23 protein-coding genes and 1 tRNA gene are annotated in these 17952 nt (G+C 59.2%); 19 read left to right on the top strand and 5 right to left on the bottom strand.

All coding sequences use genetic code 11. The features are described 5' to 3' along the window. Nucleotides 1-25: 25 nt before the first annotated feature. From F2S13_RS09465 to F2S13_RS09445, 5 genes are read left to right on the top strand one after another with little or no spacing between them, the layout of a single operon-like run. The gene (locus F2S13_RS09465; protein WP_166360217.1) at nt 26-1579 is read left to right on the top strand and encodes a sugar ABC transporter ATP-binding protein; all 1554 of its coding nucleotides are present in this window, start codon (nt 26-28) and stop codon (nt 1577-1579) included. Further along, complete coding sequence (locus F2S13_RS09460) at nt 1576-2571, top strand: ABC transporter permease (protein WP_166360216.1); 996 nt, start codon at nt 1576-1578, stop codon at nt 2569-2571. The genes F2S13_RS09465 and F2S13_RS09460 overlap by 4 nt, the downstream gene beginning before the upstream one ends. 3 nt (nt 2572-2574) lie before the next feature. Beyond that, entirely contained in the window at nt 2575-3594 is a 1020-nt protein-coding gene (locus tag F2S13_RS09455) for a LacI family DNA-binding transcriptional regulator (RefSeq protein ID WP_166360215.1), read from the top strand. Between the two features lie 19 nt (nt 3595-3613). Continuing rightward, the gene (gene rbsK / locus F2S13_RS09450; protein ID WP_166360264.1) at nt 3614-4525 is read left to right on the top strand and encodes a ribokinase; all 912 of its coding nucleotides are present in this window, start codon (nt 3614-3616) and stop codon (nt 4523-4525) included. Beyond that, the gene (locus F2S13_RS09445) at nt 4522-5472 is read left to right on the top strand and encodes a nucleoside hydrolase (RefSeq protein ID WP_166360214.1); all 951 of its coding nucleotides are present in this window, start codon (nt 4522-4524) and stop codon (nt 5470-5472) included. The genes rbsK and F2S13_RS09445 overlap by 4 nt, the downstream gene beginning before the upstream one ends. Here the strand turns inward: F2S13_RS09445 and F2S13_RS09440 are convergent. Further along, nucleotides 5440-5658: a hypothetical protein gene (locus F2S13_RS09440; RefSeq protein ID WP_166360213.1), complete on the bottom strand. Its 219-nt coding sequence runs from the start codon at nt 5656-5658 to the stop codon at nt 5440-5442. The genes F2S13_RS09445 and F2S13_RS09440 overlap by 33 nt on opposite strands. Nucleotides 5659-5841: 183 nt before the next feature. Between F2S13_RS09440 and F2S13_RS09435 the strand changes: the two genes are divergently transcribed. Next, nucleotides 5842-6144: a hypothetical protein gene (locus F2S13_RS09435; RefSeq protein WP_166360212.1), complete on the top strand. Its 303-nt coding sequence runs from the start codon at nt 5842-5844 to the stop codon at nt 6142-6144. A gap of 94 nt (nt 6145-6238) precedes the next feature. After that, nucleotides 6239-6553 carry an I78 family peptidase inhibitor gene (locus F2S13_RS09430; RefSeq protein ID WP_166360211.1) on the top strand — a complete coding sequence of 105 codons (315 nt, stop codon included), beginning with the start codon at nt 6239-6241 and terminating at the stop codon, nt 6551-6553. Between the two features lie 93 nt (nt 6554-6646). Here F2S13_RS09430 and F2S13_RS09425 read toward each other — a convergent pair whose 3' ends face one another. Together F2S13_RS09425 and F2S13_RS09420 are read right to left on the bottom strand one after the other, a co-directional pair. Beyond that, the gene (locus F2S13_RS09425; RefSeq protein WP_003179963.1) at nt 6647-6859 is read right to left on the bottom strand and encodes a cold-shock protein; all 213 of its coding nucleotides are present in this window, start codon (nt 6857-6859) and stop codon (nt 6647-6649) included. A gap of 290 nt (nt 6860-7149) precedes the next feature. Then, a complete protein-coding gene (locus F2S13_RS09420) occupies nt 7150-7449 on the bottom strand; it encodes a hypothetical protein (RefSeq protein ID WP_166360210.1) in 300 nt (99 codons plus the stop codon). A gap of 374 nt (nt 7450-7823) precedes the next feature. Here F2S13_RS09420 and thrS point away from each other — a divergent pair, with 374 nt between their 5' ends. From thrS to F2S13_RS09375, 9 genes are all read left to right on the top strand, one after another. Beyond that, complete coding sequence (thrS, locus tag F2S13_RS09415; protein ID WP_166360209.1) at nt 7824-9746, top strand: threonine--tRNA ligase; 1923 nt, start codon at nt 7824-7826, stop codon at nt 9744-9746. After that, complete coding sequence (gene infC / locus F2S13_RS09410) at nt 9746-10297, top strand: translation initiation factor IF-3 (protein WP_178118997.1); 552 nt, start codon at nt 9746-9748, stop codon at nt 10295-10297. Before thrS ends, infC begins: the two co-directional genes overlap by 1 nt. Nucleotides 10298-10357: 60 nt before the next feature. After that, nucleotides 10358-10552 carry a 50S ribosomal protein L35 gene (rpmI, locus tag F2S13_RS09405; protein ID WP_166360207.1) on the top strand — a complete coding sequence of 65 codons (195 nt, stop codon included), beginning with the start codon at nt 10358-10360 and terminating at the stop codon, nt 10550-10552. A 29-nt stretch (nt 10553-10581) separates the two neighbouring features. Continuing rightward, nucleotides 10582-10938 carry a 50S ribosomal protein L20 gene (gene rplT, locus F2S13_RS09400; protein WP_166360206.1) on the top strand — a complete coding sequence of 119 codons (357 nt, stop codon included), beginning with the start codon at nt 10582-10584 and terminating at the stop codon, nt 10936-10938. Nucleotides 10939-11044: 106 nt separating this feature from the next. Next, entirely contained in the window at nt 11045-12061 is a 1017-nt protein-coding gene (gene pheS, locus F2S13_RS09395; protein WP_166360205.1) for a phenylalanine--tRNA ligase subunit alpha, read from the top strand. Nucleotides 12062-12096: 35 nt separating this feature from the next. Further along, nucleotides 12097-14475, top strand: coding sequence for a phenylalanine--tRNA ligase subunit beta (gene pheT, locus F2S13_RS09390; RefSeq protein WP_166360204.1), 2379 nt, complete (start codon nt 12097-12099; stop codon nt 14473-14475). A gap of 3 nt (nt 14476-14478) precedes the next feature. After that, complete coding sequence (ihfA, locus tag F2S13_RS09385; protein ID WP_002553164.1) at nt 14479-14781, top strand: integration host factor subunit alpha; 303 nt, start codon at nt 14479-14481, stop codon at nt 14779-14781. Next, nucleotides 14762-15118 (top strand): MerR family transcriptional regulator, encoded by a 357-nt coding sequence (locus tag F2S13_RS09380; RefSeq protein WP_166360203.1) that lies wholly within the window; start codon nt 14762-14764, stop codon nt 15116-15118. The genes ihfA and F2S13_RS09380 overlap by 20 nt, the downstream gene beginning before the upstream one ends. Before the next feature lie 91 nt (nt 15119-15209). Then, a tRNA-Pro gene (locus F2S13_RS09375) sits at nt 15210-15286 on the top strand. A gap of 399 nt (nt 15287-15685) precedes the next feature. Here the strand turns inward: F2S13_RS09375 and F2S13_RS09370 are convergent. Together F2S13_RS09370 and F2S13_RS09365 are read right to left on the bottom strand one after the other, a co-directional pair. Then, on the bottom strand, nt 15686-16045 hold the full coding sequence (locus F2S13_RS09370) for a hypothetical protein (RefSeq protein ID WP_218583869.1): 360 nt from the start codon (nt 16043-16045) through the stop codon (nt 15686-15688). Between the two features lie 133 nt (nt 16046-16178). Further along, nucleotides 16179-16382: a hypothetical protein gene (locus F2S13_RS09365; protein WP_043302433.1), complete on the bottom strand. Its 204-nt coding sequence runs from the start codon at nt 16380-16382 to the stop codon at nt 16179-16181. Between the two features lie 208 nt (nt 16383-16590). Between F2S13_RS09365 and F2S13_RS09360 the strand changes: the two genes are divergently transcribed. From F2S13_RS09360 to F2S13_RS09350, 3 genes are all read left to right on the top strand, one after another. Beyond that, a complete protein-coding gene (locus F2S13_RS09360) occupies nt 16591-17022 on the top strand; it encodes a GIY-YIG nuclease family protein (RefSeq protein ID WP_166360202.1) in 432 nt (143 codons plus the stop codon). Between the two features lie 290 nt (nt 17023-17312). Continuing rightward, entirely contained in the window at nt 17313-17612 is a 300-nt protein-coding gene (locus tag F2S13_RS09355; protein WP_166360201.1) for a DUF2388 domain-containing protein, read from the top strand. A 125-nt stretch (nt 17613-17737) separates the two neighbouring features. After that, the gene (locus F2S13_RS09350) at nt 17738-17893 is read left to right on the top strand and encodes a hypothetical protein (protein ID WP_166360200.1); all 156 of its coding nucleotides are present in this window, start codon (nt 17738-17740) and stop codon (nt 17891-17893) included. Nucleotides 17894-17952 lie beyond the last annotated feature (59 nt).

Below are 17952 nucleotides of genomic sequence, written 5' to 3'. Positions count from 1 at the left end.
ACCTAATGCCCCTGGAGAGAGCCTGATGTCTGCGACTGCCTCGACGGCCGTGCTTTCGGTCAGCGGTATCGGCAAGACCTACGCGCAACCGGTGCTGACCGATATCGATCTGGCATTGCTGCCGGGTGAGGTGCTGGCCCTCACCGGCGAGAATGGCGCCGGTAAAAGTACGCTGTCGAAAATCATCGGTGGTCTCGAGCTGCCAACCACCGGTGAAATGCAGTTTCAGGGGCAGCCCTATCGGCCGGGCAGCCGCGCGGGGGCCGAAGCGCTGGGCGTGCGCATGGTCATGCAGGAGCTGAACCTGCTGGCGACGCTTACCGTTGCCGAAAATCTGTTCCTCGACAACCTGCCCAACATGGGTGGCTGGATAAGCCACAAGAGGTTGCGCCAGGCGGCACTCGAGGCCATGGCCCAGGTCGGGCTCGAGGCGATCGATCCGGACACCCTGGTCGGCGACCTGGGTATCGGTCATCAGCAGATGGTTGAAATCGCCCGCAACCTGATCGGCGATTGCCATGTGCTGATCCTCGACGAGCCGACGGCGATGCTGACGGCGCGCGAAGTCGAGATGCTCTTCACGCAAATCGCGCGGCTGCGCAAGCGTGGCGTGGCCATTGTCTATATCTCCCACCGTCTCGAAGAGCTGGCGCGTATCGCCCAGCGCATCGCCGTGCTGCGTGACGGTCACCTGGTCTGCGTCGAGCCCATGGCTCGCTACGACAGCGCGCAACTGGTCAACCTGATGGTCGGTCGCACGGTCGGCGAGCATATCGATCTGGGGGCGCGGCAGTTTGGCGAGCCGATCCTGGCCGTCAAGGGACTAAGCCGGGCAGACAAGGTGCGGGATGTCTCGTTTCAGGTGCGTCAGGGCGAGATCTTCGGGATCTCCGGGTTGATCGGGGCAGGGCGGACCGAATTGCTGCGCTTGATCTATGGCGCCGATCCGGCCGACAGCGGCGCCATCGAGATGGGGTCGCCGCTTGCACCCGTGACTATTCATTCGCCGGTCGATGCCGTTCGCCACGGGATTGCCTTGATCACCGAGGATCGCAAGGGTGAGGGCCTGCTGTTGTCCCAATCGATCGCGGCCAACATTGCCCTGGGCAATATGCCGGCGATTTCCCGGGGTGGGCTGGTCAATGCCTTGGCCGAGCGTGCCTTGGCCCAGCGCCAGATCGACGCCATGAGTATTCGCAGTTCAGGCGCCGATCAGGTTGTCGGCGAGTTGAGCGGGGGCAATCAGCAAAAGGTGGTCATCGGCCGTTGGCTGGAGCGCGACTGCAGGGTGTTGCTGTTCGATGAGCCGACGCGGGGCATCGATGTCGGCGCCAAATTTGAAATTTATGCATTGCTGGGGGAGTTGACCCGTCAGGGCAAGGCGATAGTGGTGGTCTCCAGCGACCTGCGCGAGTTGATGCTGATCTGCGATCGCATTGGCGTGCTCTCGGCAGGGCGCTTGATCGACACCTTCGAGCGTGACAGCTGGACCCAGGATCAACTGCTGGCCGCCGCGTTTGCCGGCTACCGGAATCGCGAAGCACTGCTCCATGAGCCTGCCCACAGGAGCGCACCATGAAAACTTCCACCCTTCCCGATCCCGTAGTGCCCGGCGGCAAGCGCAACGGCCTTTACACTGGCCTTGGCACTTATCTGGGCCTGGCGGGCGCCTTGCTGGCGATGATCGTGCTGTTCTCGCTGCTGAGCAGTCATTTTCTTTCCTACGCCACTTTCAGCACCCTGGCCAACCAGATCCCCGATCTGATGGTCCTGGCGGTGGGCATGACGTTCGTCCTGATCATCGGCGGCATAGACCTGTCGGTGGGCTCGGTGCTGGCCCTGGCGGCTTCGACGGTCAGCGTAGCGATCCTCGGCTGGGGCTGGAGTGTGTTGCCTGCAGCACTGCTGGGGATGGGCTGCGCAGCGTTGGCGGGCACCATTACCGGCTCGATCACCGTGGCCTGGCGCATCCCGTCGTTCATCGTCTCGCTGGGGGTGCTGGAGATGGCCCGGGGCGTGGCCTATCAGATGACCAACTCGCGGACCGCCTACATCGGCGATGCCTTCGCCTGGCTGTCCGAGCCGTTTGCCTTCGGGATTTCCCCATCCTTCATCATTGCCTTGATGGTGATCATCCTGGCGCAGGCCGTGCTGACGCGTACGGTGTTCGGCCGTTACCTGATCGGCATCGGCACCAACGAAGAAGCGGTGCGCCTGGCCGGGATCAATCCCAAGCCTTACAAGGTCCTGGTGTTCTCGCTCATGGGGCTGCTCGCAGGGTTGGCGGCACTGTTTCAGATATCCCGCCTGGAAGCGGCGGACCCGAACGCCGGCGCCGGCCTCGAGTTGCAAGTGATCGCCGCCGTGGTGATTGGCGGGACCAGCCTGATGGGCGGGCGGGGTTCGGTCATCAGTACGTTCTTCGGTGTGCTGATCATTTCCGTGCTGGCCGCGGGGCTTGCGCAGATCGGCGCGACCGAGCCGACCAAACGAATCATTACCGGGGCGGTGATCGTCATCGCCGTGATCCTTGATACTTATCGCAGCCGGCGCGCTCGCCGGCGGACCTGAACAATGGCAACGATCAAAGATGTAGCCGCACTTGCGGGCATTTCCTATACCACGGTTTCCCATGTGCTGAACAAAACGCGCCCGGTCAGTGAGCGGGTGCGCCTGAAGGTCGAGGAGGCGATTGCGGAGCTCGATTACGTACCCAGTGCCGTGGCGCGTTCGCTCAAGGCCAGGAGCACGGCGACCATCGGGTTGCTGGTGCCCAACAGTATCAACCCGTACTTCGCCGAGCTGGCCCGGGGCATCGAGGACTGCTGTGAGCGCAATGGCTATTGCGTGATTCTCTGCAACTCGGACGACAACCCGCAAAAGCAGCGCAGTTACCTGCGTGTGCTGCTCGAGAAACGCATAGACGGCCTGATCGTGGCCTCGGTCGGTGAGCAGGCCGATCTGCTCAGCAGCCTGGCAACCGTGCGCACACCCATGGTCATCGTCGACCGGGAGCTGGAAGGCGTCGACGCCGACCTGGTGCGTATCGACCATGAGCGGGGCGCTTATCTGGCGACCCGGCATCTGCTCGATCTCGGCCATCGCGACATCGCCTGCATCAACGGTCCGACCGATACAAGCGTGGCGAAGTTACGTCTGGCGGGTTATCGCCGGGCCTTGGCGCAGGAGGGGGTTCAGTTCGTTTCACAGCGGGTGGTCGAAAGTGATTTCACCAGCCCGGGTGGCTACGAGGCTGCGGTGAAACTGCTCGAGCACGACCGGCCGACGGCGATATTCGCGGCCAACGACATGATCGGCATGGGTGTGCTGCGCGCCGCCGCCGAGCGCAATATACGGGTGCCGGGCGAGCTGTCGGTGATCGGCTTCGATGATATTCAGATGAGCAAATATGTGTATCCGGCACTGACCACCGTGGGGCAGTCGATCCGCGAGCTGGGGGAGATGGCAGCCGAGATGTTGCTGCGCAGGATCACTCAGCCCGAGGGGGACACCGAGCACAAGATCATCGCGCCGAGCATTGTCGTGCGCGAATCCACCGCACCGCGCCCGGACCAATTCAATGATTACCGCTGAAGCCGCCGAGGGCACGCCCGTGGCGGCGAACGTGGTGGTGGTCGGCAGTCTGAACATGGACCTGGTGACCCGTGCCGAACGCTTGCCGCGCCCAGGCGAAACCCTGGCTGGCGAGTCGTTTACGACGGTGGCGGGTGGCAAGGGTGCCAACCAGGCCGTCGCGGCTGCACGGCTGGGGGGCAGGGTCGCAATGATTGGCTGCGTCGGTGACGATGCCTATGGCGAGCAACTGCGCCAGGCCCTCGAACACGAGCGAATCGATTGCCAGGCGGTGACGCGCATCGAAGGCATCTCCACCGGCGTCGCGCTGATCGTGGTCGACGCCAGCAGCCAGAATGCGATCGTGATTGTCGCTGGCGGCAACGGCAGCCTGACGCCGGAGGCGGTGATGCGCTTCGACAGTCTGTTGCTGGCGGCCGATCTGGTCATCTGCCAGCTCGAAGTGCCTCCGGCGACCGTCGAGCACACGCTGAAGCGCGCACGGGCATTGGGCAAGACCGTGATTCTCAATCCGGCCCCGGTCACCGGGCCGTTGCCGGTCGATTGGTATTCGTCGATCGACTACCTGATTCCCAACGAGAGCGAAGCGGCCGCCCTGAGCGGTTTGCCGGTGGATTCCCTGGAAACGGCCAGGGTCGCTGCGCAACGTCTGCTCGAGCTGGGCGTGGGCAAGGTCATCATCACACTGGGCGAGCAGGGCGCGTTGTTTGCAGATGCCCAGGGTTTCGAGCATTTCCCCGCGCCCCGGGTTCAGGCGCTGGATACCACGGCCGCCGGGGATACCTTCGTCGGCGGTTTTGCCGCTGCGCTGGTGCAGGGTAGAGGCGAGCGTGAGGCCATCGCCTTCGGTCAGGCGGCCGCCGCGTTGTCTGTCACTCGGGCCGGGGCACAGCCTTCGATTCCCTTTCTCGACGAAGTGCGGCAGCCGTGAGCGGGCGGGCGCGAGACCTGATCATCGACACCGATCCGGGGGCTGACGATGTGGTGGCGCTGCTCCTGGCGTTGGCATCCCCCGAAGCACTGAATGTGCTGGCGATCACCACGGTGGCGGGGAATGTCCGGCTGGACAAGACGTCCCGTAATGCCTGTCTAGCCCGGGAGTGGGCAGGGCGTGCAGACGTACCGGTTTATGCCGGAGCCGACCGGCCTTTGCAGCGTGCTCCGATCTATGCCGAAGACATTCATGGTGAGGAGGGATTGCCTGGGTTGAGCGTCTATGCGCCCGAGCATGGCCTGGCTGAAGGCGGTGCGGTCGAGTACCTGGTCTGGACCTTGTCCAGGGCTGCGCCGCACAGCATCACTCTGGCCATGCTCGGGCCGCAGACCAATCTGGCCCTTGCGCTGGGTCAGGCGCCGGAGATCGCCCGCGGTATTCGTGAGGTAATCGTGATGGGCGGGGCGCAGGCCATGGGAGGCAATATCACGCCGGCGGCCGAATTCAACCTCCATGCCGATCCCCATGCAGCCGATGTGGTGCTGGCCAGTGGCGTGAAGCTGGTGTATTTGTCGCTGGATGTCACCCATCGGATGCTGACCAGCGAGGCGCGCTTCAGGCAGTTGGCGGCATTGGGCAATCGGGCTGGCGAGCTGGTAGTGGCGATTCTCGAAGCTTATGTGGCCACGGACATGGAGCGCTACGGTTTGTCCGGTGGACCGGTGCATGATGCCTGCGTGATTGCGTACCTGCTGCAACCCGGAATGTTCCGTGGTCGCCAGGTGCGTATGAGCATCGACTGTGGCGAAGGGCCAACCCTGGGGCAAACCCGGGTCGCCGACGCAGGTGCATCGGCGTTGCCGGCCAATGCCCTGTGGATCGAGGATGGCGACGCTCAGGCGTTCTTCGACTTACTCTGTGCTCGCTTGGTCCGCCTGGATTAGCGCCGCTTTTTCTTTGTGTCGCTCGAGCACCTGGCCGATGAACTTCTGCGCGCCTTCGTAGCCGATATCCTTGACCAGCAAGTCCATCGCGATAATGGTCAATTCTTCAGAGGTGCCCGGGCTGTAGGCACTGTGCCCCTCGGGGCGGGTGACCTTGATGTCTGCGTCTATGGTAAGGCTGGACATACGGAATCTCGATGCGTGGTGTGGGCGGGTTACCGGTTGCAATAGCCTAATGCCGATTGTGATGCGAACCAATCCCCCTCGATGCTGGCAGTTAACCATTTTGCCGGGCGTGCGGCACTGCTGCTTGGGAATAAAAGCGGGGGCGTGGCAAACTGAAGCCTTTTTCAAAGTCCGGTAACCGATGTGCAGATCGATCTGAATGACCCCGCGCAGTTCACCCTCGAAGGCGTGCGCCAGTTGATTGCCGGGGCCGATGGGGCAGTTCACAACCAATTGCGGGTGACCAGGGCAGGCATTGCGTTCATCTCGACCGTGGTCGGCGGTAGAGATACCGACGGTTTGTCCTTTCGTCTGGAAACCTGGGCCGCCGGGTCGGGTTGCGTAGGGCCGGTCGCGGCCAGCGACGCGGTCTGGGTGCAACAGATATTCAATGCCTTGCAGCAGAACTGGCCGAACCCGCCCTATGACTACATCGACGTCTACTGAGCGCTCGCCGTTAAATATTCAGTCACGATTTGTCGCCCCTTCGCGAAGCGGGCTCAGGCAGACTAGCGGCAATCATTTTTTACAAGGAGGATTCATGTCTCGCATGCGTGCATCATTGGGGGCTGTGCTGGCAGCAATGGTTCTGGCGGGTTGCTCGTCGTCAGGAACAACGTCCAAAGAGCCAGAGGTCGCTGCCAATTCCGATGGTCGTTGCCAGGCTGGCGCCGCCGACTTTGCCGTCGGCAAGCAGGCATCCGCCGAACTGCTGGAGCAGGCGCGTACGCGCTCGGGCGCGCAAGCGGCGCGCATTCTCAAGCCTCACGACATGGTTACCCTGGAGTACCGCTCCGATCGGTTGAATCTCAATGCCGACGATCGGGGTGTCATCACTCGGGTCAACTGCGGCTAACGCCTCAACGCCCTCGTTCCCACGCGGAGCGTGGGAACGAGGCAGGCATAAAAAAACCCGTCTCAAGGACGGGTTTTTTTCGTTCGGGGAGAATTACTCCGGACGAACTTGAGCAGCTTGCATGCCCTTTTGGCCTTTCTCTGCTACGAAAGAAACGGTCTGGCCTTCTTTCAGGCTTTTGAAACCGTCGGATTCAATAGCTTTGAAGTGTACGAACAGGTCGTCACCGCCACCTTGAGGAGTGATGAAGCCGAAGCCTTTCTCATCGTTGAACCATTTTACGGTGCCGGTTTGGCGATTAGACATGGTGTATCTCCAAGAAACATAATATTCAGTAGTGCTGTGCTGCTCAGGCCAACTGGGCACACGGAGACATCATAGTCTAAATGTTCGCTCGAGAACCTTTTTAGATGCGCCTGTTGCGAAACATTTGACTGCGTGTAGCCCTGATTTTTGCCGCAAACCCCCGGTTTTGCTGGGGATGAGGCTAAATCAAAAGGCTGAAAAAAAGCTGTAAAATCTGAAATTATCGGATGAAACGGCCTTTTTCGAGCCCCGAAAGGTCTGAAAGCACACCTGTCCAGCTCAGTTTACGCTCATTTTGCCGTGCCGCACGCGGTATGGACTTCAGTTTTGAGGCGATCTACCAGTGCGGCCGAGGCTGTGCCGTCGTTCAGCTTTCCGACCTCTTCTTGCGTGAATTTGCTGTCGACGACTTCCGCACTGCATTTGCAGTGTTGGGTGGCTCCTGCCGCGCTCACCTGATGTGCCTTGGCGGATGTTTCGCACGCTTTGAGGTATTGATCGCGTTGGCCATCCAGTCCGGCGGCATTGGCGGTCAATGGCAGCGCCATGGCGCAGGCGGCGACCAGAGAGAAAAGGTGCTGAAATCGCATACCGGTAACTCCTGTGTTCAGGTAGTTGAAAAGGCGAACCTTCTTGATATGTGAGGGCGAGCAATCCCTTCAAGTTCAGCGCACGCAACTATTTTGCGCAATTTGCCCGGGATTGCCGTGCCAGCGCAGCTCACACGCCATATCTATGCTAGGATGCCCGGCTCTGGAATGCCTGCTGGCCATATTTGGCCGCGCATCCCGGCAAACCACCCGAATTCGTTTTAATCCAGTCACTCTGGTTCGTTCTCTGGTTGGCCTGACGGCTCCTGCCAATGTAAGGCAGGCGTTATTGAACGGCCTGGATCGAATCTTGTACTGGCTCATCCCAACCCACGTGACCTTTGGTAGGGGTCACCACTAGGAGAGGAGGCGCCATGCCAACTATTACTCTTCCCGACGGCAGTCAACGTTCGTTCGATCATCCGGTATCCGTAGCCGAAGTCGCCGCTTCCATTGGCGCGGGCCTGGCCAAGGCCACCCTGGCCGGCAAGGTCAACGGCAAGCTGGTCGACGCCTGCGATCCGATCGAGGCCGATGCCACGCTGCAAATCATTACGCCAAAGGATGCAGAGGGGCTGGAGATCATTCGCCACTCGTGCGCCCACCTGGTCGGCCATGCGGTCAAGCAGCTCTATCCGACTGCCAGGATGGTGATCGGCCCGGTCATCGACGAAGGCTTCTACTACGATATCGCCTACGAGCGTCCTTTCACGCCTGACGACATGGCTGCCATCGAGCAGCGCATGCACCAGCTGATCGACAAGGACTACGACGTCATCAAGAAGGTGACCCCGCGTGCCGAAGTGATCGACGTGTTCAAGGCCCGTGGCGAAGAGTACAAGCTGCGCCTGGTCGAAGACATGCCGAACGAACAGGCCATGGGCCTGTACTACCACGAAGAATACGTCGACATGTGCCGTGGTCCGCACGTGCCGAATACGCGCTTCCTGAAGTCGTTCAAGTTGACCAAGCTATCCGGCGCCTACTGGCGTGGCGATGCCAAGAACGAGCAACTGCAGCGCGTCTACGGCACTGCCTGGGCTGACAAGAAGCAGCTGGCTGCCTACATCCAGCGTATCGAAGAGGCTGAAAAGCGCGACCATCGCAAGATCGGCAAGCGCCTGGGCCTGTTCCATACCCAGGAAGAAGCCCCGGGCATGGTGTTCTGGCACCCCAACGGCTGGACCCTGTACCAGGTGCTCGAGCAGTACATGCGCAAGGTGCAGCGTGACAACGGCTACCTGGAGATCAAGACCCCGCAAGTGGTCGATCGCAGCCTGTGGGAAAAATCCGGGCACTGGGCCAACTACGCCGAGAACATGTTCACCACCGAGTCGGAAAGCCGCGACTACGCCATCAAGCCGATGAACTGCCCATGCCACGTGCAGGTGTTCAACCAGGGCCTGAAAAGCTACCGCGAACTGCCGATGCGCCTGGCCGAGTTCGGTGCCTGCCACCGTAACGAGCCGTCGGGTGCCTTGCACGGCATCATGCGCGTGCGTGCCTTCACCCAGGACGACGCGCATATCTTCTGTACCGAAGAGCAGATGCAGTCCGAATCGGCCGCTTTCATCAAGCTGACCCTGGATGTCTATGCCGATTTCGGCTTCAAGGACATCGAGCTGAAGCTGTCCACTCGTCCGGAAAAACGCGTGGGTTCCGACGAATTGTGGGATCGCGCCGAGAACGCGCTGGCCGCCGCACTGGACAGCGCGGGCCTGCCGTACGATCTGCAGCCGGGCGAGGGTGCCTTCTACGGTCCGAAAATCGAATTCTCGTTGAAAGATTGCCTGGGCCGCGTGTGGCAATGCGGTACACTGCAGCTCGATTTCAACCTGCCGATCCGCCTGGGCGCAGAATACGTCTCCGAAGACAACGGCCGTAAACATCCGGTCATGTTGCACCGGGCGATTCTCGGCTCCTTCGAGCGTTTTGTCGGTATCCTGATCGAGCACTACGAGGGTGCGTTCCCTGCGTGGCTGGCGCCGACTCAGGCAGTGATCATGAACATCACTGATAAACAAGCAGATTTTGCGCTGGAAGTAGAAAAAAATCTGACCGAAAGCGGATTTCGTGCCAAGTCTGACTTGAGAAATGAAAAGATCGGCTTTAAAATCCGCGAGCATACTTTGCTCAAGGTTCCTTATCTCCTGGTTATCGGGGATCGGGAAGTCGAAACGCAAACTGTCGCTGTGCGTACACGTGAAGGCGCTGACCTGGGCTCCATGCCCGTCGCCCAATTCGCTGAATTCCTCGCTCAAGCGGTTTCCCGGCGTGGTCGCCATGATTCGGAGTAATTATTATTAAGCGTGAAATGAGACAAGATAAACGAACTGCACCGAAAGCCCCGATCAACGAGAATATCTCGGCACGCGAGGTTCGGTTAATTGGCGCTGACGGCGAGCAGATTGGCATCGTCTCGATTGATGAAGCGCTTCGTATCGCTGAAGAAGCGAAGCTGGACCTGGTAGAAATTTCTGCCGACGCAGTACCTCCGGTTTGCCGTGTCATGGACTACGGCAAGCACATCTTCGAAAAGAAGAAGCAGGTCGCTGCCGCGAAGAAGAACCAAAAGCAGGTCCAGATTAAAGAAATCAAGTTTCGTCCAGGGACGGAGGAAGGGGATTACCAGGTAAAACTACGCAACCTGGTACGTTTCCTGAGTGATGGGGACAGGGCCAAGATTTCCTTGAGATTTCGCGGCCGTGAGATGGCTCACCAGGAGCTGGGGATGGAGCTGTTGAAGCGGGTCGAACAAGACCTGCTCGAATACGGCTCGGTCGAACAGCATCCTAAGATGGAAGGACGCCAGCTGATCATGGTCATCGCCCCCAAGAAAAAGAAGTAATCAACAGGGCACGGCAGGCCTTGCGATTATGTTTATCCACTGAATGCGGAGTATCCGAACATGCCAAAGATGAAAACTAAAAGTGGTGCTGCCAAGCGGTTTCTGAAAACTGCTAACGGCATCAAGCACAAGCACGCTTTCAAGAGCCACATCCTGACCAAAATGTCGACCAAGCGTAAGCGTCAACTGCGCGGTAGCAGCTTGCTGCACCCGTCCGACGTGCAAAAAGTCGAGCGCATGCTGCGTCTTCGTTAATTTTTGGTTAAGAATAGAGGAAATTACTCATGGCTCGTGTAAAGCGTGGCGTCATTGCCCGTAAGCGTCACAAGAAAATTCTGAAACTTGCTAAAGGTTACTACGGTGCACGCTCGCGCGTATTCCGTGTTGCCAAGCAAGCGGTAATCAAGGCAGGCCAATACGCCTACCGTGACCGTCGTCAGAAAAAACGTCAGTTCCGCGCTCTGTGGATCGCTCGTATCAACGCTGGTGCGCGTACCAACGGTCTGTCCTACAGCCGTTTCATCGCTGGCCTGAAAAAAGCGTCGATCGAGATCGACCGTAAGGTTCTGGCTGATCTGGCAGTGAACGAAAAAGCGGCGTTTGCTGCGATTGTCGAGAAGGCTAAAGCCGTTCTGGCTTAAGTACCCCCGACAATCACCCGAGGGCATTTTTGCCCTCTGGTGTTAAACGTCATAAATAGGGGAAGAGCCTTCAGCTCTTCCCCTATTTCGTATCTGGAGTCTGTACATGGAAAACCTGGATGCGCTGGTCTCTCAAGCACTAGAGGCTGTGCAAAGCGCTGAAGATATCAATGCCCTGGAGCAAATCCGGGTTCACTACCTTGGCAAGAAGGGCGAATTGACTCAGGTGATGAAGACCCTGGGGAATTTGCCGGCAGAAGAGCGTCCGCAGGTCGGCGCCCTGATCAACGTTGCCAAGGAGCGTGTCACAGAGGTTCTCAATGCGCGCAAGGCGTTGTTTGAAGAGGCCAATCTGGCTGCCAAACTCTCCGCCGAGTCCATTGACGTAACCCTGCCTGGCCGTGGTCAGACCTCTGGTGGTCTGCATCCGGTTACCCGGACTCTGGAACGTATCGAACAGTTCTTCACTCGCATTGGCTACGGCATTGCCGAAGGCCCCGAGGTCGAAGACGACTACCACAACTTCGAGGCGCTCAACATCCCAGGCCATCACCCGGCCCGGTCGATGCACGACACCTTCTATTTCAATGCGAACATGCTGTTGCGCACCCATACCTCGCCGGTACAGGTCCGCACCATGGAATCGCAGCAGCCGCCGATCCGCATCGTCTGCCCAGGCCGTGTGTACCGTAGCGACTCCGATATCACCCATTCGCCGATGTTCCACCAGGTCGAAGGCCTGCTGGTCGATCGCGACATCAATTTCGCCGACCTGAAGGGCACCATCGAAGAGTTCCTGCGGGTGTTCTTCGAAAAGGAACTCGCGGTACGATTCCGTCCTTCGTACTTCCCGTTCACCGAGCCATCCGCCGAAGTCGACATGGAATGCGTGATGTGCAGCGGTAAAGGCTGCCGTGTCTGCAAGCAGACCGGCTGGCTGGAAGTCATGGGCTGCGGCATGGTTCACCCGAACGTGCTGCGTATGTCCGGCATCGATCCGGAGCAATTCTCGGGCTTCGCCTTCGGCATGGGCGTCGAGCGTCTGGCGATGCTGCGTTACGGCGTGAATGACTTGCGCCTGTTCTTCGACAACGACTTGCGGTTCCTTGCGCAATTTCGCTAGGTCGCACGCCCGTAACGAATCTTTAGGAGAGCAGGATGAAATTCAGTGAACAATGGCTGCGCGGCTGGGTAAGCCCGCAGGTAAGCCGCGACGAATTGGTCGCCCGCCTGTCGATGGCAGGCCTTGAAGTCGACAGCGTTACCCTGGCCGCTGGCGAATTCACCGGCGTGATCGTCGGTGAAGTGCTGAGCACCGAACAACACCCCGATGCCGACAAGCTGCGCGTCTGCCAGGTCAGCAACGGCAGCGAGACCTTCCAGGTCGTCTGCGGCGCGCCCAACGTGCGCCCGGGCCTGAAGATCCCGTTCGCCACCCTTGGTGCCGAACTGCCGGGTGACTTCAAGATCAAGAAAGCCAAGCTGCGCGGCGTCGAATCCAACGGCATGCTCTGCTCGCAGTCCGAGCTGCAGGTCGGTGAAGGCAACGACGGTCTGATGGAGCTGCCGGCCGATGCGCCAGTGGGTCAGGATATCCGTGTCTACCTGCAACTGGACGACGCCAGCATCGAGGTCGACCTGACCCCGAACCGCGGCGACTGCCTGTCGCTGGCGGGCCTGGCCCGTGAAGTCGGTGCGCTGTATGCCGCCGAGGTCACGCGTCCGGTTGTGGCCGCCGTCCCTGCCGTGCACGACGAAGTGCGTCCGGTAGAAGTATTGGCGCCGGCAGCGTGCCCGCGTTACCTGGGGCGTGTTATCCGTAACGTCGACCTGTCCCGGCCGACCCCGCTGTGGATGGTCGAGCGCCTGCGTCGCGCCGACGTGCGCAGCATCGACGCGGCGGTAGACATCACCAACTACGTGATGCTGGAGCTGGGCCAACCTCTGCACGCCTTCGATCTCGCCGAAATCAACGGCGGCATTCGTGTGCGCATGGCCGACGAAGGCGAGAAGCTGGTCCTGCTCGACGGTCAGGAAGTCACCCTGCGTAGCGATACGCTGGTGATCGCCGACCACACCCGCGCCCTGGCCATCGCCGGTGTGATGGGTGGCGAGCACAGCGGCGTGTCCGCGACCACTCGCGACATTTTCCTGGAAAGTGCCTTCTTCGATCAGATCGCCGTTGCCGGCAAGGCGCGTTCCTATGGCCTGCACACCGATGCTTCGCACCGCTACGAGCGTGGCGTGGACTGGCAGCTGGCCCGTGAAGCCATGGAGCGCGCCACCGGCCTGCTGCTGGAAATCACTGGCGGCGACGCTGGCCCGATCATCGAAGCCGTCAGCGAGCAGCATCTGCCGTCGATTGCACCGATCACCCTGCGTGCCGAGCGCATCACCCAGATGCTGGGCATGGAAATGGATTCGGCCGAAGTCGAGCGTCTGCTCGGCGGCCTGGGCCTGACCATTGCTGCCGATGGGGCAGGGCAGTGGCGCGTCGAAGTGCCAAGCCATCGCTTCGATATCAGCCTGGAAGTCGACCTGATCGAAGAACTGGCACGTCTGTACGGTTACAACCGCTTGCCGGTTCGCTACCCGCAAGCCCGCCTGGCGCCGCAAGCCAAGGCTGAAGCGCGTAGCGACCTGCCTGAGCTGCGCCGTCTGCTGGTGGCCCGCGGTTACCAGGAGGCGATTACCTACAGCTTCATCGATCCGAAACAGTTCGAACTGTTCAACCCGGGCGTCAAGCCGCTGTTGCTGGCCAACCCGATTTCCAACGACATGGCCGCCATGCGCTCGTCCCTGTGGCCAGGCCTGGTCAAGGCGCTTGCGCACAACCTGAACCGTCAACAGGATCGCGTGCGCCTGTTCGAAAGCGGCCTGCGCTTCGTCGGTCAGCTGGAAGGTTTGAAGCAAGAGCCGATGCTCGCCGGTGTGGCGTGCGGCAGCCGTCTGCCGGAAGGCTGGGCGCAGGGCCGCGACACCCTGGACTTCTTCGACGTCAAGGCCGATGTGGAAGCACTGCTGGGTCATGCCGGTGCCCTGGACGCGTTCACCTTCGTGCCGGGTAAACACCCTGCGCTGCACCCGGGTCAAACCGCGCGCATCGAGCGTGATGGTCGCGAAGTCGGTTACATCGGCGCGATCCACCCTGAATTGTCGAAAACCCTGGGTCTGGACCGTCCGGTATTCGTTTTCGAGCTGGTTCTGGCACAAGTGGCGCTGGGTAAAATGCCGAAATTCCAGGAGTTGTCGCGCTTTCCTGAAGTGCGTCGTGACCTGGCGTTGCTGGCAGACAAGGACGTTGCGGCCAGTGCCGTGCTTGAAGTAATCCGTGAAAATGCAGGCGAATGGCTCACGGACCTCAGGCTCTTTGACGTCTATCAGGGTAAAGGCATTGATCCCCATAGAAAAAGCCTTGCAGTTGGCTTGACCTGGCAGCATCCATCGCGCACTCTTAATGACGATGAGGTGAGTTCCACGACCCAAGCGATCCTCACCTCGCTCGAACAAAGGTTGAACGCCACGTTAAGGATGTAGCGTATGGGGGCTCTGACGAAAGCTGAAATGGCCGAACGTCTTTATGAAGAGCTGGGCCTGAATAAACGGGAAGCCAAGGAATTGGTCGAACTGTTTTTCGAGGAAATCAGGCACGCTCTCGAAGACAACGAGCAGGTCAAATTGTCCGGTTTCGGCAATTTCGACCTGCGCGACAAACGCCAGCGGCCTGGCCGCAATCCAAAGACGGGAGAAGAAATCCCGATCACGGCTCGCCGTGTGGTCACCTTTCGTCCAGGGCAGAAGTTGAAGGCCCGAGTTGAGGCATATGCTGGAACCAAGTCATAACGACGAGCTTCCGCCGATTCCTGGCAAACGCTACTTCACCATTGGTGAAGTGAGTGAACTTTGCGCTGTAAAACCCCACGTACTGCGGTACTGGGAACAGGAATTCCCTCAACTCAACCCGGTCAAGCGCCGCGGAAACCGTCGGTATTATCAGCGCCAGGACGTGCTGATGATCCGGCAGATCCGCGCCTTGCTGTACGACCAGGGCTTCACCATCGGCGGCGCACGCCTGCGCCTGTCGGGCGATGAAGCCAAGGACGACACCACGCAATACAAGCAACTGATCCGCCAGATGATCTCGGAACTGGAAGATGTGCTGGTGGTGTTACGCAAGTGAAACAACGCGTTAAAAATACTTCCACAATTCAAAAGCTTAAGGTATATTCTTAAGCGTTCCCGCAAGTACGGGAACAGGTTTCACGCCTAGTCGGGGCGTAGCGCAGTCCGGTAGCGCACTAGCATGGGGTGCTAGGGGTCGAGTGTTCGAATCACTCCGTCCCGACCATATTTTGATAAGGGGATCAGTCACTTACGGTGCTGGTCCCCTTTTTCATTTTCGCTCCGCGCAAACCCGCGCAAACCCGCGCAAAACTGGCGCAAAACTACCCTGCTGTGAGGAGGCTACTTGTTTGGCACTGCAGGGAATCTTGTGGGAAGAAGCTGGACTAACCGAGGCATGGCGGTGTCGTTGTACGGGAATACCCACTCCGTCGCCGGTAGAGGCAAGTGCGGTTTTGTTCATCGGTTTACTGACCTCCCACTGATGGTACCGGGAGTGGGAGAAGCAGGAGAGTGACGAGCCGGTGGCCGATGAGTGGCGCGAGGAGGAAGAGGCGCCGTTCTGATTGGCCACAAAAAAGCCCGCTCGACGGCGGGCTCTCTTCTTCGTGCTAAAACGATCTACCTAAGGAGCCACGGTATGCAGTCGCCTTCCGTTGACCTCGACCTGCTGGCCGATTGCGAACTCCTCGTGTGGGGAGCGCACCACTTGTTCTTCACCGGTACTGCTGCGAACTCTGTAGGCGCGTTCTTCCAGGCCGGTAGCAGTTTGCACACCATGCCCGACTAATAGCCCAATACCTGCACCGAGCAGTGCTCCTACAGGGCTGTCCCCCGCACCACCGACCAGCATGCCAGTGCCTGCTCCGAATCCGGCACCCGTGGTGGTGTCGCCTGTTTGCGAAAGCACCTCTTCAGCCTGTGCGGCGACTGCTCCGAAGAAGCTAAGGCTAATGCTGACGGCAGAAACGCTTAGAAGTTTCATGCTGCCTCCCAATGGCAAGCACAATTGCTTGCCATATTGACCGTCAGGAGAGGCCTACAGATGGAATGGCCTACCCATCCGGCACATGAACAAGCGTAGCCGGCAACATAACGCGCCAGCTGATTTGTACCCTTTAATGGAGAACTCTGCGACTCTCTCCAATCCTGATCCGATCAAGCGCCCGGTTTAATGCGTCCAAGGCATCGAGGAGAGCTTTCGCCTCGGCTTCCCGGCCATCACCCCATAGGCGTTCAGCCATTTTGTTCAGGGCTTGGATAGAGCGCTCAATTTCAGCAGCAGTCACTGCTGCTTTACTGTCTGTCAGCTTCTTCTTCATTGAGTAACCGTTTTGCAGGGCATTGCTCGTTTTTTCAGTATCTAGCGCGCATACGCCCGCCAGAACGCATGGCTATTCAGTCTTCCGGACAATCCTTCCCGCCTTCACCTCATCAGCATACGCGGCCAGCAGCGCATCCCTTGCACTGACTGGTTCGGATCTTGTAAAGCTATGCTTTAGATTATTCCCAAAGTCAGGGAGAAGCCGAATGACGGAAATGATCAGGATTCGTTTTTCTGAGATAGAGCGCGCGGTTCCGGACAAACCAGGTATCTACGAAATTTACACGGTCGACGGCCTCGCGCTAAAAGTCGGTATCGGAAAGGATTTGCGGAAAAGATTGATCCAGCATCGAAAGTCTCGTCAGAACCGACTGGTTCTTAAAATTGGTGGCGACTGGGATAATCCATCTGACGTAACCAGTAAGCAATCGATTTTGGCCAAGCATTTGTATTTCTCCTCACCTGTAGAGGGGTATGACTTGAAAACAGAAACTGGCCGACAGGCGTTCCTGGAGGAGTGCTGTTATGTCCTTTTTCGAGTCACTTCGACACGCGAGGAGGCCCGAGCCATTGAGCGACAGAGGGAGGCGGACGGAGGATTTTCGTATGTCGGTCGGGCCGGTAAGCACCGAGAGTAGAGAAGAGAAAAAACAAACCCCCCGGAAACTGGCCCTTTCGGGGGGTTCCATGTTCTCCCGGTCTCCCAGTCGGGGGAGAGAACATAGCCAAATACTACTCGTCGGGTGTCTCTAAAACGTGACGACCCGCGGCACGTTTCGTGGGCGTACGTGAAGGTGCAGCGACATCAAAGGCTGGGAATTCTTCGCGGGTGATCCAGGTCCCTTTGCAAGGAACTTCCATCTGGCGCCATGCATCGTAAAAGTATGTGGTCAGCCCTTATTGGCTTCATGCTTTTGGAGGACACGTCATGCGCCATATTATGCTCATCCCTGCGCTAGTGCTTTGCCTGCCCTTTGGGTCGACCCTGGCAGATGTTGATGCCGGGGATGTCGCGACTTCGGCTGGACTTTCCGCGTCGCTCTACTCAACGTTCAAGGACGACAAGATCGTGACTCCCGCCCGCGATGAGCTTTCCAGCTTCGTCGGTAGCGGCGGCGCTATTCGCGGAGCTTACCTTGAGTCGTTGCTCAAGCAGATTCGACAGGATCATCCAGGCCTCAAGGCCAGTGACGAAGAGTTGGCCAGAGCGCTCCTCACCCGTGAATGATTGTCTGCTGGTCGCTGACCAGGTCACTGCACCTGGTCAGTGGTTATCGCCTGATCGTTGACTGAGAGGTAGAGCACGCTTATACAGGTGACCTTCGCGCAGTGCAGTCAACGCAGGAAACCTTTATGAGTGATCAGACCGATATCCACGAACCCGAGCATGACCATTTGCTCGATCATGAGTTTTACGGAGAAGACGAAGAGGAGGGCGACCTTGAAGATCTTGATCCGGTGGATCAGGAGGACCTGGACGACCACATCGAATGGCTGAACGACAGGTAGGCGCTCACCCCCCCCCGACCTTGCTTTGTTCAATAAAATTTGACAACACCGCCAATTAA

This window comes from Pseudomonas akapageensis, from assembly GCF_011355085.1.
In the GTDB taxonomy this organism is placed as follows: Bacteria; Pseudomonadota; Gammaproteobacteria; order Pseudomonadales; family Pseudomonadaceae; genus Aquipseudomonas; species Aquipseudomonas akapageensis.
This window is presented reverse-complemented; position numbering and strand designations above follow the sequence as displayed.

Coding starts and splice junctions, on each gene's coding strand:
- F2S13_RS09430 (WP_166360211.1), top strand. CDS start 6,239: ATGTCTCGCATGCGTGCATCATTGGGGGCTGTGCTGGCAGCAATGGTT.
- pheT (WP_166360204.1), top strand. CDS start 12,097: ATGAAATTCAGTGAACAATGGCTGCGCGGCTGGGTAAGCCCGCAGGTA.
- F2S13_RS09350 (WP_166360200.1), top strand. CDS start 17,738: ATGAGTGATCAGACCGATATCCACGAACCCGAGCATGACCATTTGCTC.
- rplT (WP_166360206.1), top strand. CDS start 10,582: ATGGCTCGTGTAAAGCGTGGCGTCATTGCCCGTAAGCGTCACAAGAAA.
- F2S13_RS09425 (WP_003179963.1), bottom strand. CDS start 6,859: ATGTCTAATCGCCAAACCGGCACCGTAAAATGGTTCAACGATGAGAAA.
- F2S13_RS09380 (WP_166360203.1), top strand. CDS start 14,762: ATGCTGGAACCAAGTCATAACGACGAGCTTCCGCCGATTCCTGGCAAA.
- F2S13_RS09465 (WP_166360217.1), top strand. CDS start 26: ATGTCTGCGACTGCCTCGACGGCCGTGCTTTCGGTCAGCGGTATCGGC.
- F2S13_RS09355 (WP_166360201.1), top strand. CDS start 17,313: ATGCGCCATATTATGCTCATCCCTGCGCTAGTGCTTTGCCTGCCCTTT.
- pheS (WP_166360205.1), top strand. CDS start 11,045: ATGGAAAACCTGGATGCGCTGGTCTCTCAAGCACTAGAGGCTGTGCAA.
- F2S13_RS09365 (WP_043302433.1), bottom strand. CDS start 16,382: ATGAAGAAGAAGCTGACAGACAGTAAAGCAGCAGTGACTGCTGCTGAA.
- F2S13_RS09360 (WP_166360202.1), top strand. CDS start 16,591: ATGACGGAAATGATCAGGATTCGTTTTTCTGAGATAGAGCGCGCGGTT.
- rpmI (WP_166360207.1), top strand. CDS start 10,358: ATGCCAAAGATGAAAACTAAAAGTGGTGCTGCCAAGCGGTTTCTGAAA.
- ihfA (WP_002553164.1), top strand. CDS start 14,479: ATGGGGGCTCTGACGAAAGCTGAAATGGCCGAACGTCTTTATGAAGAG.
- F2S13_RS09420 (WP_166360210.1), bottom strand. CDS start 7,449: ATGCGATTTCAGCACCTTTTCTCTCTGGTCGCCGCCTGCGCCATGGCG.
- F2S13_RS09460 (WP_166360216.1), top strand. CDS start 1,576: ATGAAAACTTCCACCCTTCCCGATCCCGTAGTGCCCGGCGGCAAGCGC.
- F2S13_RS09455 (WP_166360215.1), top strand. CDS start 2,575: ATGGCAACGATCAAAGATGTAGCCGCACTTGCGGGCATTTCCTATACC.
- F2S13_RS09440 (WP_166360213.1), bottom strand. CDS start 5,658: ATGTCCAGCCTTACCATAGACGCAGACATCAAGGTCACCCGCCCCGAG.
- thrS (WP_166360209.1), top strand. CDS start 7,824: ATGCCAACTATTACTCTTCCCGACGGCAGTCAACGTTCGTTCGATCAT.
- F2S13_RS09370 (WP_218583869.1), bottom strand. CDS start 16,045: ATGAAACTTCTAAGCGTTTCTGCCGTCAGCATTAGCCTTAGCTTCTTC.